The sequence below is a fragment of the Hahella chejuensis KCTC 2396 genome, from assembly GCF_000012985.1.
Lineage (GTDB): Bacteria > Pseudomonadota > Gammaproteobacteria > Pseudomonadales > Oleiphilaceae > Hahella > Hahella chejuensis.
Genome location: NC_007645.1, coordinates 5,543,238 through 5,560,880 on the forward strand (window position 1 = coordinate 5,543,238; position 17,643 = coordinate 5,560,880).

Annotated in this window: 16 protein-coding genes; 2 read left to right on the forward strand and 14 right to left on the reverse strand. The window is 54.9% G+C overall.

Features of this window, described 5'->3' with window-relative positions; translation table 11 throughout:
* Nucleotides 1–4: 4 nt before the first annotated feature.
* On the reverse strand, nucleotides 5–2,284 hold the full coding sequence (gene parC / locus HCH_RS24275; protein WP_011399137.1) for a DNA topoisomerase IV subunit A: 2,280 nt from the start codon (nucleotides 2,282–2,284) through the stop codon (nucleotides 5–7).
* A 175-nt stretch (nucleotides 2,285–2,459) separates the two neighbouring features.
* On the opposite strand from parC, the gene HCH_RS24280 reads away from it, so the two are divergent.
* Nucleotides 2,460–2,723 (forward strand): hypothetical protein, encoded by a 264-nt coding sequence (locus HCH_RS24280; protein ID WP_041598903.1) that lies wholly within the window; start codon nucleotides 2,460–2,462, stop codon nucleotides 2,721–2,723.
* A 110-nt stretch (nucleotides 2,724–2,833) separates the two neighbouring features.
* On the opposite strand, the gene HCH_RS32705 is transcribed toward HCH_RS24280, so the two are convergent.
* Together HCH_RS32705 and HCH_RS24290 are read right to left on the reverse strand one after the other, a co-directional pair.
* Nucleotides 2,834–3,592: a transglycosylase SLT domain-containing protein gene (locus HCH_RS32705; RefSeq protein ID WP_011399139.1), complete on the reverse strand. Its 759-nt coding sequence runs from the start codon at nucleotides 3,590–3,592 to the stop codon at nucleotides 2,834–2,836.
* Nucleotides 3,593–3,747: 155 nt separating this feature from the next.
* Nucleotides 3,748–4,767 carry a phospholipase A gene (locus tag HCH_RS24290; protein WP_011399140.1) on the reverse strand — a complete coding sequence of 340 codons (1,020 nt, stop codon included), beginning with the start codon at nucleotides 4,765–4,767 and terminating at the stop codon, nucleotides 3,748–3,750.
* Nucleotides 4,768–4,942: 175 nt separating this feature from the next.
* Here HCH_RS24290 and HCH_RS24295 point away from each other — a divergent pair, with 175 nt between their 5' ends.
* A complete protein-coding gene (locus tag HCH_RS24295; RefSeq protein ID WP_011399141.1) occupies nucleotides 4,943–6,034 on the forward strand; it encodes a PA0069 family radical SAM protein in 1,092 nt (363 codons plus the stop codon).
* 29 nt (nucleotides 6,035–6,063) lie between these two features.
* On the opposite strand, the gene HCH_RS24300 is transcribed toward HCH_RS24295, so the two are convergent.
* From HCH_RS24300 to HCH_RS24350, 11 genes are all read right to left on the reverse strand, one after another.
* Nucleotides 6,064–6,852, reverse strand: a complete 789-nt coding sequence (locus tag HCH_RS24300; protein WP_011399142.1) for an acyl-CoA thioesterase — start codon at nucleotides 6,850–6,852, stop codon at nucleotides 6,064–6,066.
* Between the two features lie 277 nt (nucleotides 6,853–7,129).
* Nucleotides 7,130–8,164 (reverse strand): putative urea ABC transporter substrate-binding protein, encoded by a 1,035-nt coding sequence (locus HCH_RS24305; protein WP_011399143.1) that lies wholly within the window; start codon nucleotides 8,162–8,164, stop codon nucleotides 7,130–7,132.
* Nucleotides 8,165–8,219: 55 nt separating this feature from the next.
* On the reverse strand, nucleotides 8,220–9,404 hold the full coding sequence (locus HCH_RS24310; RefSeq protein WP_011399144.1) for a toxic anion resistance protein: 1,185 nt from the start codon (nucleotides 9,402–9,404) through the stop codon (nucleotides 8,220–8,222).
* A 13-nt stretch (nucleotides 9,405–9,417) separates the two neighbouring features.
* Nucleotides 9,418–10,224: a hypothetical protein gene (locus HCH_RS24315; RefSeq protein ID WP_011399145.1), complete on the reverse strand. Its 807-nt coding sequence runs from the start codon at nucleotides 10,222–10,224 to the stop codon at nucleotides 9,418–9,420.
* 2 nt (nucleotides 10,225–10,226) lie between these two features.
* Nucleotides 10,227–11,768: a phosphate ABC transporter substrate-binding/OmpA family protein gene (locus tag HCH_RS24320; RefSeq protein ID WP_011399146.1), complete on the reverse strand. Its 1,542-nt coding sequence runs from the start codon at nucleotides 11,766–11,768 to the stop codon at nucleotides 10,227–10,229.
* Between the two features lie 36 nt (nucleotides 11,769–11,804).
* The gene (locus HCH_RS24325) at nucleotides 11,805–12,590 is read right to left on the reverse strand and encodes a vWA domain-containing protein (protein ID WP_011399147.1); all 786 of its coding nucleotides are present in this window, start codon (nucleotides 12,588–12,590) and stop codon (nucleotides 11,805–11,807) included.
* 11 nt (nucleotides 12,591–12,601) lie between these two features.
* Nucleotides 12,602–14,320: an ABC transporter substrate-binding protein gene (locus HCH_RS24330; RefSeq protein WP_011399148.1), complete on the reverse strand. Its 1,719-nt coding sequence runs from the start codon at nucleotides 14,318–14,320 to the stop codon at nucleotides 12,602–12,604.
* 17 nt (nucleotides 14,321–14,337) lie between these two features.
* Nucleotides 14,338–15,222: an ABC transporter ATP-binding protein gene (locus HCH_RS24335; protein WP_011399149.1), complete on the reverse strand. Its 885-nt coding sequence runs from the start codon at nucleotides 15,220–15,222 to the stop codon at nucleotides 14,338–14,340.
* Between the two features lie 105 nt (nucleotides 15,223–15,327).
* Nucleotides 15,328–16,149: an ABC transporter permease gene (locus tag HCH_RS24340; protein WP_011399150.1), complete on the reverse strand. Its 822-nt coding sequence runs from the start codon at nucleotides 16,147–16,149 to the stop codon at nucleotides 15,328–15,330.
* A gap of 50 nt (nucleotides 16,150–16,199) precedes the next feature.
* Nucleotides 16,200–16,772, reverse strand: a complete 573-nt coding sequence (locus tag HCH_RS24345) for a hypothetical protein (protein WP_011399152.1) — start codon at nucleotides 16,770–16,772, stop codon at nucleotides 16,200–16,202.
* Between the two features lie 138 nt (nucleotides 16,773–16,910).
* Entirely contained in the window at nucleotides 16,911–17,438 is a 528-nt protein-coding gene (locus HCH_RS24350; protein ID WP_011399153.1) for a dihydrofolate reductase family protein, read from the reverse strand.
* Between the last annotated feature and the right edge of the window lie 205 nt (nucleotides 17,439–17,643).

Consider the following 17,643-nt stretch of genomic DNA (forward strand, 5'->3'; position numbering starts at 1 on the left):
AGATTCACTCGCCTTCCGGGGATACCGGTTCGGCGCTTTCATCAACGATGATTTCCACCCGATCAACACGCTGTAAGCCACGTGGCAGCTTATGCCCGCGTCGACCGCGCTCGCCCAGGTAATGACTTAAGTCGTCGAAGGTCAGCTTGAGGAAACGCTTACCGGCGTGCAGCACCAAAGTGTCTTTTTCTCCCACCACCGCGAGATTGCTCATCACCTCTTCACGGGCTTGCGCACGAGCGCTGGGGATACCGATGATCTTGTTGCCCTTGCCTTTGGCCAGCTCTGGAAGTTCGCTCACTGGAAACACCAGCATTCGACCTTCATTGCTGATCGCCACCAAGTGAGGATTGTTTTGCCGCTCCAATAGAATCGGCGGCGATACGCACGCCCCTTTCGGCAAGGAAATCAAGGCTTTGCCAGCGCGGTTTTTCGATTGCAAATCTTCCAGTCTGGCCACAAAGCCGTAGCCAGCGTCCGACGCCAGCACCACCTTCATGGAATCCGGCCCCATCAACACATGGGTAAAGCCCGCGCCCGAAGGCGGATTGACTCGCCCGGTGAGCGGCTCGCCCTGCCCCCTGGCGGAAGGCAGTGAATGCGCCGCCACGCAATAGGAACGTCCGGTATCATCCAGGAAAATAGCATTCTGATGACTGCGCCCCTTGGCGGCGGCGAGGAACTTATCGCCAGCTTTATAACTGAGGCCTTGGGCGTCGATATCATGGCCTTTGGCGGCCCTCACCCAGCCTTTCTCCGACAATACCACCGTAACCGGTTCAGAGGCGATCAAATCGGTTTCGCTGAACGCCTGCGCTTCCTTACGTTCAACAATGGGAGAGCGGCGTTCGTCGCCAAACGTCTCCATATCCTGTTTCAGCTCCGTCTTGACCAGCTTACGCAGTTTGGCTTCAGAACCCAGGATGTCTTCGAGTTTCTTACGCTCTTTCTCCAGCTCATCCTGCTCTGCCCTGATTTTCATCTCTTCCAGGCGGGCCAGTTGCCGTAATTTCGTATCCAGAACGTATTCAGCCTGCACATCACTCAAGCCAAAGCGCTCCATCAGAACCGGTTTCGGCTTGTCTTCACTGCGGATGATGGCGATAACTTCATCGATATTCAGGAACGCGACCAACAAGCCTTCCAAAATATGCAGGCGCGCCAATACCTTCTGTAAGCGGTATTCCAGCCTGCGTCTGACCGTTTGCGTGCGGAACGTCAGCCATTCCTGCAGCAGCACGCGCAGATCTTTGACCGCAGGACGTCCGTCCAGGCCTACCACATTAAGGTTGACCCGATAGTTCTTCTCCAGATCGGTAGTGGCGAACAGGTGCGCCATCAAAGGCTCTGCGTCAATACGATTTGAGCGGGGAATAATGACCAGTCGAGTCGGATTTTCATGATCAGACTCATCCCGCAGATCCGCCACCATGGGCAGCTTCTTGGCCTGCATTTGCTGGGCGATCTGCTCCATGATCCGAGCGCCGGACACTTGGTGCGGAAGCTCGGTGACGACGATGTCCTGACCTTCTTTGGTGTATTTCGCACGCATTTTGACTGAGCCGCGCCCCGTTTCGTAGATCTGGCGCAGATCGCTGCGAGAAGTGACGATTTCCCCGCCTGACGGGAAATCCGGGCCTTCTATATACTCACACAGCTCTTCCACCGTGGCTTTCGGGTGGTCCAGCATATGAATGCAAGCTTGCGTTACTTCCCGCAGGTTGTGAGGAGGAATGTCAGTCGCCATACCGACGGCGATGCCGGTGGTTCCATTTAATAACAGGTTGGGTAAACGGGCCGGCAATAAAGAAGGCTCATCCAGACTGCCGTCAAAGTTGGGAACCCAGTCCACCGTACCCTGCCCTATTTCGCTCAGCAGCACTTCCGCGTATTTCGCCAAGCGAGCCTCGGTGTAACGCATGGCCGCGAACGATTTTGGATCGTCCGCGGAACCCCAGTTACCCTGACCATCGATTAATGGATAACGATAGGAAAAAGGCTGCGCCATCAACACCATGGCTTCATAACAGGCGGAATCGCCATGAGGATGGAATTTACCCAACACGTCGCCGACTGTACGGGCGGACTTTTTATGCTTGGCGGCCGCGCTCAGGCCAAGTTCGGACATGGCGTAAACAATGCGCCGTTGCACCGGCTTCAGGCCATCGCCGATATGGGGAAGCGCCCGATCCAGAATGACGTACATGGAATAATCAAGGTAGGCTTTTTCCGTATATTCCTTTAGCGGACGACGCTCAATCCCCTCTTCAAACATCATGCTCATAGATTCTTAAATGCTCGCTCAGCTCGTCATTCGGGTTTGTCAAAACCCGTACTCTACGCAAGGTCTGACCCAAGATAAAGTCAAATTCGCATTGCTACGTAGCGGCTTGTACGCATTTTGAGCAAGGTCTGCAATCACTAAGATCGCCTCACTCCATTTAACAAAGGAGGCTAACTTGTTATTCAAAATTTTCGTGCAACAGAAAGAGCAGTTGGCCGCAGCCAAGCCTTCCGCTCCGCAGCTTCCAGCAAAATTTCCAGTGCTCGGAGCCAAACTGGCCCCGTTCCTGTTTCCATTTTGCATGAGCGCGTTCCTGGTGATGATGGCGATGGATTATCTCATTTCAGGACATTGGCAGGCGGCGCCCTACTACTTAAGCGCCAGCATTGTTTTGGCGAGCATTATCGCCGCAGTAAGAACCATCAAGAAAAAGCAGTAGCCGGATTTATCCGCCCTCTCATACATAATAAGAGCTTATACGCTCATCCCTAACGCCACTTTCCACAGGCTGGAAACCCGAGTCACCGCAGGCGACTAAAAACAACAAGCCTACGCGGGCCGACCGGAAAGCCTGGCGAACTCATCCATATAGCGCATTACTTTCCTGACATACTGATATGTTTCAGTCGGCGCGCCCTGCTGCAGCGCTTTTAGCACTTGCTCCCGGGTTTGCAGCGGAGATTTTCCGATAAGTTTGCGACGCACATTGCTCGGCCCCCAATTGTAGGCGGCCAAAACCAGCATCGTCTGCGCCATCCGATCTTCAACCTGACCGAAATAGCGATGTCTCAGTATTTTCAGATAAGCGCCGCCCAGCTTGAGATTGGTGTAAGGGTCCGCCAGTTCTTTTTCTGTGGGGTTGCGCGACTTTTTATACAGACGTTTGTAAGCTTCACGACCTCCCGCTCCCGCCACCACCTGCATCAGGCCCACAGCGCCCCTGTCGCTACGCGCGTCTGGTCGAAAACTGGACTCTGTCCTGGCGACGGCGTACAGCAGACTTTCTTCCAAGTCCAACTCCACCGCCACCTTGCGCACTTCTTTGGCGTAGGCGTACTGAGGCACATGTCCTGGAAAGCGATCCATATCGTGAATAGGATCTGCATTGGAATAGTAGGCGGCGTGCAAGGCGTCAGCGTCCGGCAGCAGTGGCTTATGGCTGGGTTGTGCGTTAAACAGGCTCTGCATCCCCCCGAAACGCCAGGCGCTGACAAGCAGGCCGAGCATACAGGCGGCGATAAATGCGATAAACAGTGGCGTGATATATTGTTCAATTAAAGGGTGAGCGGCGACGACTTTCTGCTTCATTCCCACGTTCTCCATCACATCTGTATGGAGTCATTCTAAATTTCGAGAGAATTTAAGCTGTTTAAGCCGCGTTGGTATTTTGTTATTGAAAATTAAGCAAAAGCAAAATAATTAAAAAAACGCGACGGCTTCGGGCTGGCGGGCTCACTTGACGTTTAGTACCAGTCTGTGAGCAACACCCCAAAGCCAATCCTTTGCGTGCGATGGTTGTAGTCAATCAAACTCTCGCCATACCCATCGTAATACTCGATATACCCCTTCAAGCGTCCTTGTAGCGGGAAGCTATAAGACAGCTGCACCGTTGTGTGGTTGTCATTACGGCGGAAGTTGTTGAACAGGCGCAGGCTGGCCACGTTCTCATCATGCTTGTAGGTCGCTCCAAACTCTGCGTACCCCATATAGTTGTGAATGTCGGGGTTGTCGTCGTCATCACCGCTTTCCGGCAGACGCCACCAGGGTTTGACGCTGAAAGTCATGCTGCCCTGGTTGAACAGAAATGCAGTGTAGATGCGGTTCCAGCTTCGTGACGCCGGCTCGGTGCGCCCATTAGACTGATGACTCAATCCCAACACGTAATGCTCGGAGGTGTAGCCGAACAGGCTCAGGTTATTACGGAACAAAAAGATCAGTTCGGGCTCGTAATTGGTTTCCCGGAAAGGGGCCGACAACGACTGGTTATACAGCTGCCAGAACGAAACCTGGGTGTAGGCGAACCATAGGCTCATCGGCTCGGGAATAAAGTTACGCGCCAGTTGCACTTTGAAACTGATCTGAAACTTAGTCTCCGAATGCTTCTGGCTCTCCAGCTCCATTATGGGTTCTCTGGTCGGGCTATGAGGCATTTCGTTGGGGTCGTCCACATAGGAGTACAACAGCAAGTAGTTGGGCTTATGAGGAATAATCAGAAAGCGGTTGTCTGAGAGAGAGGTTTCAAACTCCAAGCGCTTGTCGATGTCGCTTGGCTGCCTGATATCACCGAGGGGGTCCTCATGATGCGCTTCTATCGCGCTCGTTTGGGGCTCGTCCTCTTCGCCCAAGGATTTTGCGACCCTGTCATAGCATTGCAGACGTTGCTGTATATCGTCTAATTCATAGCACGCCAATATAGGCGCCTCATTTTCTTCGGCGAAAACCGTCGCCGCCCCGAGTAGCAAAAGACACACTCCCCAACGCATTAAATCACCATATATTCCTAACCCACTGAAGCAAAAGCGTATTTAACATCCTACGCGAAAGCTTACAATCATTTATGTTTGAGCCCGAAATTACGATCCGAACATACCGCAGAAATTTCTGTTGCCGTCCCCAAACAAAATACTGTACATTTAAACAGTATTTTGGAGGCAGATTATGCAATACGGCGAAGCAAGCAAAGGGCGTGGAACCGGGACCAACCCACACAATCGTTTTCAATCGCAGCGCAGTGAGATCGACTCCGCGGAGCTCGCCGCGTGGAGCGAAGTCCACGACGAAGCTTATCAGAAGCACCCGCAGACGGAATATATCCAGCAAAGCTGTCAGTCCATTGTCAGCAAGAATAATTCGCCCGATATTCCCTTTACTTACTCCATCAATCCCTACCAGGGCTGCGAGCATGGGTGTGTCTATTGCTACGCCCGCCCCAGCCATGAGTACCTGGATTTGTCGCTGGGCCTCGACTTTGAGACCAAAATCTACTGCAAAACCAACGCCGCGGAAAAACTTCGCATCTTTCTCGATCAGCGCAATTACCGCTGCGAAACCATCGCTATCGGGGGCAACACCGACCCTTACCAGCCATCCGAACGAAGCCTGAAAATAACCCGCAACCTGTTGAGCGTCATGGTCGAGACCAAACACCCGGTCACACTGATCACGAAAAGCAATCTCATATTGCGGGATATAGATCTTCTGCGGGAGCTGGCGTTTCAGGATCTGGTCAAAGTCATGATCAGCGTCACCACCATGGACGTGAAACTGAAAAATATCCTGGAGCCCCGCGCCGCCAGTCCCAAAGCGCGCCTCAAGACTATCGAGACCTTGCGCCGGGAAGGCATTCCGGTTGGGGCCATGGTGGCGCCGGTGATTCCCGGCATCAACGACCCGGAGATTGAGGATATCGTCACCCAATGCGCCAATGCCGGCGCGCTCAACGCGGGCTATATCCTGTTACGGCTGCCTCATCAGTTAAAGGAGCTTTACGAAAACTGGCTCCAACAGCACTACCCGCTGCGCAAAGAGAAAGCGCTCAATCTACTGAGGGAGTGCAGGAATGGCGAGCTGTATCAGTCTGATTTCCGCACTCGCCAAAGCGGAGTGGGTCCCTTCGCCCGCCTGATCGAACAACGTTTCAGCATCGCCGCCAAACGCAATGGGCTTAATCTTCGACGAGACTCCCCACTGCGCACGGACCTGTTCACACCACCAGGCGCATCCAGGCAGATTGACCTGTTTTCTTTGTAGAGCGAGCCTGATGACTCGCTCCGCGCCGTTTAGCCAAATACCGTTACGGTCTGCTGACTGAGCGCCACTAACTCCCCTTTGGCGTTCCAAAGCTTGGAACGGGTATAAGCATACCCTTCCGAAGCCTGCTCAACGTATGCCTTATACAGACACAGCTCATCCGGCTGTATGGTTGGCGTTGGATGCGGGAACTGGATAGACCAAGTCAGCGTACTGGCTGGAACCGGCGTTTTCACCCAAGGCAAGGTCGCTGGCGGCCAGGCGTCCACCAGTCCGAGTATGTGGCCCAGAGTAATCGCAGGCTCCGGCTGACGAAAGCGCACCCAGCCGCCCATTTCTCGCGACTGCACGCCGGAGAACGGCAGGTTGCCGTAGGCGTAGTAGTAATTGAAATGCTGGGTAAACTCAGGCGTGACGCCTTTGATGTACGGCATTTCAATACACTGATCAGGGTCCTTCGCTTCCGGCATCGCTTCCCCAGATGCATTGATGATGGTGTCCCGCGCCTTGCCGAAACTGGCGAAAGCGCTGGCTTTCACCTCCCCTTGTTGAATAGCGCGGCCCAACACCTGGCTTACTGAGCCGCCTTCGCGCAATAGTTCGCTGGCGACAGTCAGTCTGGTGGGAGCGACGGGGGATACAAACGAGATATTAAATTCACGCAGAGGGCGATCCTCGGAGAGCGACTGGCGCATGGCTTCGTAGATAAACGCCGCCACCAGACCTCCAAAGGTCGAGCGACCTTGGGACCAGTCCTCGGCGATTTCTACATCGCATACTGAGTCGCTAACTTCTCCCAGGAGCTTGGAAAAAAGCATTGGAATTCACCTTTATTGCTTACATTGCTTCATAACGAAAATGTCCTGGCCTCCTGACGTCATACTGCTACACGCCATCAGGCGCACACAGGATCGGGCGTTATTCGCCGGCCGCCGTCATCAGCGGCCGAACGATGTTTACAGCATTAACTTTAAATTGCAAGACTCCGACAGACGCCTTCCAGTCGGTTTCGATCCCATCGACTTAAAGCCAAAAGACGGAGCCTGCTCGGACGGGATACCGCCGTCCCCGTTCACTACTATGACACAAAACCTGCTACAGAGAGCCCTGCGCCGCCATCTCCATATATTTACTGGTAAAGCGCAGTTTGACGTTCTTCTCGTCGCCCAACACTTTGCCGTTATCAAACTGAATGCCGACAAAATCCGCCGATTGTGCGGTAGCGCCGAACAGGCCTTTATCGAAGCTGAACTGACGCACGTATTCCATGGTCTTCTCGATCGCGTCGGACTTGGTGTAGTCGCGGGCTTCGGCCGGCGTGTAGAACATAGCCGTCGTGCGTAATTGCGCCTTGAATTCAGGGACTGTGGCGCCGGTGGCTTCCGCCATATGCTCGATCGCTTCTTTGCCGCCAGGGCCTCCGCTGATGATGGCCATGGTTTCATACCATGCGCCGGTAAGCGCTTTTTTGAAACGCTCGTCGGCGTTTGTCTTCACAAATGTAATATCCAGAATTTCGCCTGGGATCATGGATGAGTCAAAAATCATCTGTGCGCCTTTGGCGTTGCGCGCCTGTTGTAAAGGCGGATTCCAGGTCACCACCGCGCCCTTGGAACTGGAGATGAAGGCGCTGGCGATGTCCGCATCGGAGGTATTCACCACCGTGACGTCTCTTTCAGACATGCCGTTTTTATCCAGCGCCCGCGCCAGCATGTAGTGAGAAACGGAGAATTCCACCAGATTGATTTCCCGGCCTTTCAACTCCGCCACGCTGTGCACGCCTTTCACCACAATGCCGTCATTGCCGTTGGAATAGTCGCCCACGATAATCGCCTGGGTATCCACGCCACTGACGGAAGGAATCGTCAGCGCATCCATATTGGTGGCGGTGACGGCGTCGAAGTCGCTGGCGGTATACAGGTTGATGGACTCGACGTAGTCATTGATCAACTGCACTTCAATTTCAATGCCGTATTTGTCCGCCCATTTCTTGACGATGCCCTGGTCCGCTGCGTAGCCCCAGGGCTCCCAGCCAGTGTAGTGGGACCAGGCCAGTTTGAACTTATCCGCCGCTGAAGCGGAGGCGGAAACCGCCAGACACATCATGATGGAGGCTATGCTTCGTACCATAAATCTTTTTCCTTGTTGCAAAGTATTGCGTCCGTCTTGGGTAACGGACCGCCGGTTATTCTTTATTGATATCGATAATTTCAATGGCGTCTTCCAGAGAAACGCGGGCTTCCTCAGCCCCTTCCATTTTCTGGATGGATTTCTCCATTTTGCCGCTCAGATCATCCATATCCACAATGGATTGCGCCATCTTGGGCAAAGCGTTGCGACGGAAACTGCTGAGTTCTTCCAGCGCCGCCTGCACGTCGGTAAAGGCTTTCTTCAATGTATTGATGTCCAGCTGCGCCTGAGACGCCTGCTTTTGAATCTCCACCCCCTGAGTGCGCAACGTGCTGGCGGTTTCCGCGATCAGATCGTTGGTGGTTTGAGTCACCGCCTGCACGCCTTTCAGCACCTTCTTCTGCGCCTGTAGCGCCAACGCCAGCGTCGAAGCCGTGGACAATGCGGTCACTGTGACGTTGCAGGCGCGATCAACGCCGCGCACCAGCTCCTGGTTGTTGCGAATGATGACTTCAGTGGACAGCACGCCTTGCTGGTTCACCGCCAGCATTTGCTGCAGGTCGATAATGCGCTGGCGCAACGGGAACAGTACTTCCTCTTCCAGAAACTTGCGTTTCTCCTCGTCTTCCTGACGCTCCACCTGAGAAGTCAGCTGTCTGTCCAGCAACTGCCCCAGCTTGATGTAATCCTGCAGCAGGAAGGTCAGTTCGCGCATACGCTTCTGATCGTTGCGCAAGGTGACGTTATCCCGCTCCAGCTGCGACTTGCCGTCTTTCAGCGTCGCCACAATGTCCTGAATGACGCCTTCAACGCTTTGATAGCGAGCAAACCAGCGCGCCAGAGGCGTGCCCACGCCTGGTATCATCGATAGAAGGCGACGAAAACCGCCCATATTGAAATCAACCCGGTTCGGGTTGATGTCCGTCACCTGCTCCTGCAACGTCAACAGACCTTGCGCCACCGGACCGCCATCCTGGGCGTCGCGCAATAGATTGGCCATGGGCTGTTTCAACATCGCGCTTTGCTGCGCCATATTACGCGTCACAGTTTCACCCAGATTGGCCACGGCCCGGGCCTGGGCGTCACGCTGGTCCAGATTGCGGAGATCGATGCCGACCAGTTTCTCCACCAGCTCGTCAGCCTGCGCTTGCAGCTTGGGATCAACCTCTTCAGATTTGGAGGTTTCCGCAATGACCTGCTTCTCAATTTTTTCTTTCTCGGTCAGGATTAAATTGCTCACTGGTTATTCCTCATCACTTTTTTTGCGCATATTGCTGCGAGTTTTCAATTAGTGTGGTCAGTTCCTTGATCGCCTGCTCCATATCCATGGCGGCGCGACCGCTACTGAAATCTGTATTGGCGAGACGGGCGCTGACCTGGTCCAGTTTGGTCAACGCTTCCTCGTTTTCCGCATAAAGGGAGCGCACTCGTTGCATTTGCTCATCGAACAATTGCAAGCGGCCGCGCAGCTGCTCGCGGGTTCTTTCCGCTTCCGCTGAAACAACGCCGTCCATACGCTGCAGCTTGCTTTCGATTGCTGCCCGGTCAATCGCACTGACCGACTGCAAGGACAGAGAGACGCCTTCCAGATTATCCAGGCCGTTCAGATAAACCTGCTCCGCCATAGCCAGATAGCGGTTATAGGTCAGTTCCGTGGACTGCAGTTTGCGATTGAGCACCTGGTTGAATATCTCAAACTTCTTTTGAAATAACTGCAGCTGTTGTATGGCGTCATCCGCATTCAGTTTAGACAACTCCGTATTAAGGTGAGCGATGGCCTGCTTGCGCTGTACTTCCAGCGCTTTGCGATATCGCTCAATGTAGCGGTTGGCGTGGGCGCCGCCTTTGGCGAAATACTCCCAGGACCAACCACCCAACGCCAATACGGCGCCGCCCACCAAGGCTCCCAGCGTCGCGCCGCCCACACCGAAAAACATGGTCGCGGCGCCGCCCAGAAAGCCGACCAAAGCGGGATATAGCGTTACTGGCTGGGTCAGCGAGGTTTTCAATGTCTCCGCTTTGATCTTGGCGGGTTTGATCGCTTTGGTGTCAAAGGTCATACCTAGATTTCCCCGCTCACCAAGACGATTTCCACCCGCGGCAGGCGGTAGTTGTAGGCGCGCAGTGACTCGTTCGGCAGTTGCGGCAGCGGCTTTTCCCCGCCAAAGCCGACAAAGCGGAACCGGTTCGGATCGACTTCATAAGTCACTTCAATATAGCGATAGACGGCTTCGGCGCGATCCAGGGAGAGTTGTTTGTTCGCCTCCGCGTCGCCTCTGACGCCGGTATGTCCGCGAATCTCCACACGAAAGTTCGGGTAGTGCTGCAGGTTTTCCATCAACAGGTCCACTTCACGCTTCCCTTCCAGCGTCAGTTCCGAAGTTCCGCTGGCGAAGATAATCGGGCGTACTTTCAGCGCGCCGAACTCCCGTAAACGCTCCCACTCTGACGCCGCAAGCGCGCGAAAACGCGCTATCTCCGCCGAGCCTTCTCCTGCGAACTCCCCTGTGGCCAGCGTGTCATAAAGCTCTTTGATCGGAGCGCTGGTAAGCAGACGATAAGGGTCGTTGTTAGGTATGGGATTGCGACTGAACACTTTGTCGTCGAGCAGAATCCCCACCGCGGACTCAATGGTGTCCACCAGATACTCGCGGCCTGCGTTGCGACGTCCGACGCCAAACCAGTCTTCCGCATTTTCGGTGAGGCTCTTCCATTCCACGCCGCTGAGCAGTTCTTTGGATTGCTGGGCGTCGAGGTCATATTCGTCACGCAGCGCTTTCACCAGCTCATCCTGATTGCGACGATAGTGCTGCAGCGTCTGGTAATAGGATTTCAAGAACACCGCAACCATCTCCGGCTCCTTGCGTAGCACAGCGGCGTTGGCCACCAACACATCCACAATCAGTTTCTGGGTATCCTCGGTCCCCAACAGGCGCACAATGCCCTCGTTAGACAAGGCCCGGGTCACTTCCGGCTCCCACACCACCGCCACGTCGACCTGGCCTTTTAGTAGCGCATCCAACGCCTCACCGGAACCATTGGTGGGCAGTTTCCAGGAAGCGGACTGGTTCAAAGCGGTCAGGTCAAAATGGCTGCGGATCGCTCTTAACAGATGCTCGCTGGGCGAGTTGGGCGTAAACGCCACTTTAACGTCGTTTGCGCTGCGCAAATCCTCAATGCCCGCCACTTTGGACTGACGCGCCACAATAGCGTCGCCGCCCTTGCTTTCGTCAATTACAGAGATGATGGGGCCGGGATAGTTCACCCCCGCTCCGTTCTGCACATAACTGTCCACCGTGGCGACGATAAAGGTGTACTCGCCTTTGCTCAAACGCTTGAAGCGGTCCTGATAGTCAGCCTGATCGTCCACGCATTCGAGCAGGTAACCCTGGCGGCGCAGGCGCGCGGTCATTTCCGGCGAACACAAGGGGAAGTAGCCAACCCAGCTGTCCCTGGCCAGGCGAATGGTTCCCTTGGTGTTCTTGGCGTCGGTGGTCTGCAGTTGGCGGTCTTCCTGGGATTGCAGCAGGAATAACTTGACTCCCGCCATCACCAGCAGCCCACCCACCAGCAGGAAGATTACAATCTTAACGTGCGCTTTCATGCATCCAGTCTCTACAGCCTGAGGTCGCTTTGCGTTCTATTGTTGAAATTCCAGGAGCGTGAAGTCCGGCGCTTCGGCCAGTACTTCGTTCAGCCCCGCCATCAAACTATCCGGATCGCTCGCAGAGCGGTAAAAGGTCAAGCCGGGTTGATGCAAGGAATGATCGTCGCCGATACAGAAACCAATAGTATGAATGTTAATCGGCGTATCCTGCAGAATGGTCTGCACCGCCCCGTCGGTTTCATAACCCAGGCTGGCCAGTCCGTCAGTGATGATCACCAGATGATACTCGCCATATCCCAACTGCTTGCCCGCCTGCGCAGTCAACGCGGCTTTGCCGTCTTCAAGGCCGGCGGAGAGGGGCGTGCCGCCGCCAGCAACCAGCTGGTCGATCATCTGTTTCACTAGCGGTCGATTCTGTGTGGCGAGGTGTGTACGCTCGCCAACACCCTGGCCGTCGAAGGCGTATACGCCCACATTAGCGTCCGCCGGCAACTGCTCGACGAACTTTTTCACCGCGGTTTTAGCCACGTCCAATTTACGTTTTCCGTCGCCGCAGTCAGTGTTGTCCATGCTGCCGGAGCCGTCGAAGACAATGTAATAGTTCTTGGCCAGCAGATGGCCGCTCAACTCGCTTTGTCCCTGGGTCGCGGGCCAGCGGTTATCCGCCGGGCGCATGGCGTAAAGCGTCGTGGGTTTGGCCGCCAGCGCCGGCTTCGCCTCCGAGGTCGCCGCCGGGGCGGAGGACGAGGCCGGCGAGGTAGAACCGTCGCACCCCGCCAGCGCCGCCAGGGCGATATAGGCTGAGAATTTCTTCAACATCGCATATCCCCTTATAACGGCATGAATACGTCAGATTCAGCTTCAACCTGAATGATGCGGAACTCCACCCGCATATTCGAACGCCATTCCTGCTGGTTTTTGGGCGCACAGGGCTCCGCGCCGCAAATACCGGTTTTCGGGTTGGCGATGCCGTTGCCCACCACCGCGAACTGGGATGGGTCCAGACTGATGTTCTTGCCCGCCGCATATTGAATGATGTTGTCGCGTACTTCCTGCGCGCGGGCCAGGCTCAGGTTGCGGGCGGACTGTTTGATGCGTCCCAGCACAACCGCCTGCTCGCCTTTTTTCTTGGCGCGCAGGTATTCCATCGGGTCGGAGTTGCCTTCTACGGTGATGATGGCGCCGCCGTAAGTGCTGGCCAGCTCGACCACTTTATCAAAAGAGTCCTGATACAGGTCGATAGAGAAAGACTTCTGATTAGGCTGGAAGAAAACCTCGAAAGAGAACAGCTCACCTTCAGCCAGACTCTGTTGCTGCTGACGCTGATTCACCAGTTGCGCCACCTTCTCTTCATCGAAACGAGGTTTGGCCGCTTCCGCTTTCACATTGACCGCAGCGCCCAGAAAGCCATAGTCGAACGCCGCTTTCGCCAGCGCCGCCGACTTACTCAGAATACCAGCCTGCTGCAAACCCGTTTGCACTTCACTGCTCAGGGCGTCAAAACGACGGGGGAAGTTGCTATCGGTAAAGAATTGCTTGTTGCCTTGCAGGCCAACGAAAGTCGCGTCTGCATACAGCCCTTCCACGTCAGCGGTGGCTTCTTCGCTGTCCAGCAACAGTTTGCCAGCCGCCGCCAGCATTTCCCGGTAAGGTTTGGCGTCCTTGGTTTTGTTCTCGAACAATTTGTCCAGCGCCTCTTCGCCTTCCAGCAGGCCGGCGACAAAGGCTTCCACTTCATTGCGGTGCGCGTCGAAGTAATCCTTTCTCACTGCGTAAACGTCAGCGATCACTTTGTCCGCCGTGCGGGTGGACAGCAGAATGCGCGCGCCTTTTACCGAGTCTTCAGAGCCGGAGCCCACATTGCCGCCAGACGTCAGCGCCAATGCGTCGGGAATAATCACAAACGCCGCATCTACGTCCTGCTCATAAAACGCCGCCATAGGCGCATTGTTGGTTCCGGTGAGATCCGGCAACCAGCGAACGGTGACGTCTTTGAAGCTCAGGCCCGCGTCTTTCAGAATCCGGGCGGCGTAATCCACATGCGGGCCATACGCCTGAATTGCGATGGTTTTGCCTTTCAAATCCTTGGCGTTGCGAATATTGGATTTCACCACCAGCGCATCGCCGCCGGAAGACCAGGTCAGTTGATAAATCACCACTGGCTGCGTGCGCGGGTCTTTGTTCAGCAACTCCGCTGCGGCGCTGATCATGCCGACGGTGCCGCGCAGAAATGGCGTTTCTCCGGCCACATAGCTTTTGACCTGATTGACGAAGGCGTCTTCCCGATACAGTTTCAGTTGCAGGCCTTTCTTATCGAAAATGGAGCCTTTCGCGGTTTGCGTCTGATTGCCGTTGGCCAGCAGCGTAGCGATATCGCCGCCCCAGGTAATGACCGGCGCGCTGAGGCTGCGGGTGTTCACCTCGCCTACATTGAGTTTGACCACTTCGCTGATCGGCTTGTAGTCAATGTAGGCGGGCTTGGCGTGGGAAAACACGCTGAAGGCGGCGGCCAGCAGCGCCAGTACCGAAATGAGAGAGCGTTTAACCATAATGGATTCCTTATAACTTACCGTCGATATTCCGCATCCAGCAAGGTTTGGAATGAGTCCGGATGTTTGAGGTTGAAATCTTTGACGTGTTGCAGGTATTCAGGATCAAACCCTTCCTGCTTCACTTGTTCTATTAATTCTTTGAAGGCGTCCGTGTGCATGACTTCACGGCTGGTGGCCACCTTCGGCAGCGGGTGGTCCGCGACAATTTTGCCGCCCCGACCAGCGAAGTGACGATCGCCGCGATCATCGGAGTAGTACTGGGACAACACCAGCAGTCGCGTACCCAGCAAGCAGGCCTCATGCATGTCGTGAGTCACGAAGAACACGGTTAGCTGCTCCTTTTCCCACAACTCCAGCAAATGCACCTGCAGGTCCGCGCGGGTGTCCGGGTCCAGAGCGCCGAACGGCTCGTCCATCAGCAGAATGGGCGGCTTCATGATCAACGCCTGAGCGATGGCGACCCGCTGTTGCATGCCGCCGGACAGCTCATGGGGATACTTGCGCGCCGCGTCCGCCAGACGCACCTGCGCCAGCATCGCCATGGCTTCTTCTTCGTGGGCTTTATTGCGATACCAGGGATTCCACCACTGACCTTGCGTCAACGTTTTGCCCAGCATGACGTTGTCCAACACAGTGCGATTGGGAAACAGGGAATAACGTTGATACACAATGCCGCGACTGAGGTCCGGCAACAGCGCTGGCGCGCCGGCTATCTCCACTTTGCCGGAAGTCGGCTGCTCCTGCCCCAGGATGAGTCTCAATAATGTGGACTTACCGCACCCGCTGGGCCCGACTACTGTACAGAACTCGCCTTTGCGCACTGACAAATCAATATTGTCGAGCACTTGTTTATCACCGTACTGCTTGTATACGTCTTCTATTTGAAGCAATGGCTGCATTGTTTCCAATCCTAAGATTCAAGCGTCGCCGGTCTGCGCCGGTCCGTTCCGCTATGTCGCATTCAATCAGGGTAGCCCGCAAATGCGGGTCCCGCTCGATTCCCGCTATTGTTCGTACCACTTGTAACGCCACTTCAATATCAAGCGCAGCGCCCAGTCCATCAAAAAGCCCAGCAAGGTGATCCATATAACGTAGGGAATGATCACATCCATGCTCAAATAACGCCGCACCAGAAAGATGCGGTATCCCAACCCTTCCGTCGCCGCGATGGCTTCAGAGGCGATAAGAAACAGCCATGCGGAGCCGATGCTCAGACGCAACGCCGTAATCAGACGCGGCATCATCTGCGGCAGCAGTATTTTGTATACCACCGCCAGATCGGAAGCGCCCAGGGTTTTGGCTTTCACTACCTGCTCGCGAGGAAAGCTGCGCACGGACAGCGCCATATCCCGGGTCATGATGGGAAATACCCCGATAAAAATAAGCGCGACTTTACCCAACTCGCCGATGCCCAGGGAAATGAACAGTATCGGCAGCAACGCCAGCGGAGGAATCATGGCGATAAAGGTAAGAATGGGATTGCCCAGAGAATAGAGACCGTTGAACGCGCCCATGTTAAGGCCAATGATCAGCGCCACCAATGTGGAGAGCGCCAGCCCTATCGCCAGACGTTGCAGACTGGCCAGCGTGTCGGCCCAGAACACATAGTCGCCGCTGCGCCGATCCGGCTCAAAGGCGAGCCGGTGAATGGCGTCCCCCATCTGCTGAAGGCTGGGCAGCAGTTTGTCGCTGGGGTTATCGGCCAGGCGGATATCGGAAGCAATGAGATAGGTCGCGATCAATATCACAAATGGCGCCAGCGCCAGAACCACGTTCAACAGTCGCGGCGGCTGGGCGAAGAGTCCCAGCATGGCGGGTCTTTTCATCTAAATCCCTTATTAATAATTATTGAATGATGGCTGTCGGCGTCCGCCGCTTAAAGGTTCCGCTGCGACTCCCGGCTGTCTGGATAACGCTTTTTCTCGATGGCGAAATACGCCTTCAGCAGGTCCACCTCCAGGCCAATGGCTTCGCGCGCATCCTTCAAGGAATGATTGGAGTACTGTTCAAAATCCACCGTATCCAGTGGCGTGCAATCGGAAACGTACCCCAGTCTAACGGCGTCTTTGAAGACTTGCAGGTCTTCGTCGTTCATCTGATAGACCTTGGGGTAGAGATACTTGGCGAAGAAGCTGTACAAACGTTCTTCCGTCGTCGTAACCCGGTTGGTGCTGCCCATGGTGAAGCCCAGCACAAAGGCTTCATCTTTCGGCGCCACGCCTCGCCCCAACAGGACGTGGATATAATCATGCGCTTTCAGTCCGGTGGCGCCGTTGAACAGATTGATGCCGGGGATGTCAAATTTGGGATTCTCCACCAACTGGATAATCAGCGGGATGTCTTCCTGTTTCAGAGCGATGCTCTGGATGCTGGCGAATGCTTCCGCCACAGTCATTTGGTCATCGTCCAGCTTGATGTGCCATTTTGCCACGCGTTCGGGTAATGCCATGGGGGTCTCCATGAGTTTGAGCGAGCCAGCGAATGTTTAAACGTCAGTTACACAGTATAGGCCGGGCGTCTGGAGATGAGACGACGCACGGGCATAAAGCGCCGTTTCTCATGACTTTCCGTCATTTAATTATAAATTTCAATCGCATAAGCGCTTATAACGCATCTGCACCAGCCCACTGGAGAAGGTCTCCGCCAACTGAAAATCCAGGCGCGCGCAGGCGTCCACGGGAGGAAACAGCGGAATGCCCCGACCCAGTAAAACAGGAACATAGGAAATAATATACTCATCCACCAGATCTTCTTCCTGGAAGGAGGCCAGCAGCTCGCCGCCGCCCACCAACCAGACCCGCTTATAATCCAGCGCCCGGAAATGCGCCACTATGGTTGATGGATCGCCGGCGCAACGCTCCACGCCGGGCGCGAGCTTTAAATCCTCCTGCCGCGAGAAAACCCACACAGGTTTCCCTTCATAAGGCCAGGCGCCCAACTCCAGCACTTTAAGATAGGTCTTGCTGCCCATCACCAAAGCGTCAACGCCCTGATAAAACGTATCGTAGCCATAATCTTCGTTTTCGTCCGCCACAGACGCCAGCCAGTCCACTTTCCCTTGAGGATCGGCGATGTAGCCGTCAAGACTGGCGGCCACGTAATACACTATTTCCATACCCTAAAGACCTTAACTGTTTTCAATGGTTGTCGATGATCGCCAAATAAAACCACGCTGATTACACGCTCTCTGGGAATGCAGCTAGAATTAAATGCAAGACAACGTCACATGCTTAAGCCCGGAAATAATAAGCTCCCACGAGCGCTCTGTACTTTCTGGGCAAGTAATGCCTGTTTTTTAGCGCATGACGAAGGGGCGATGA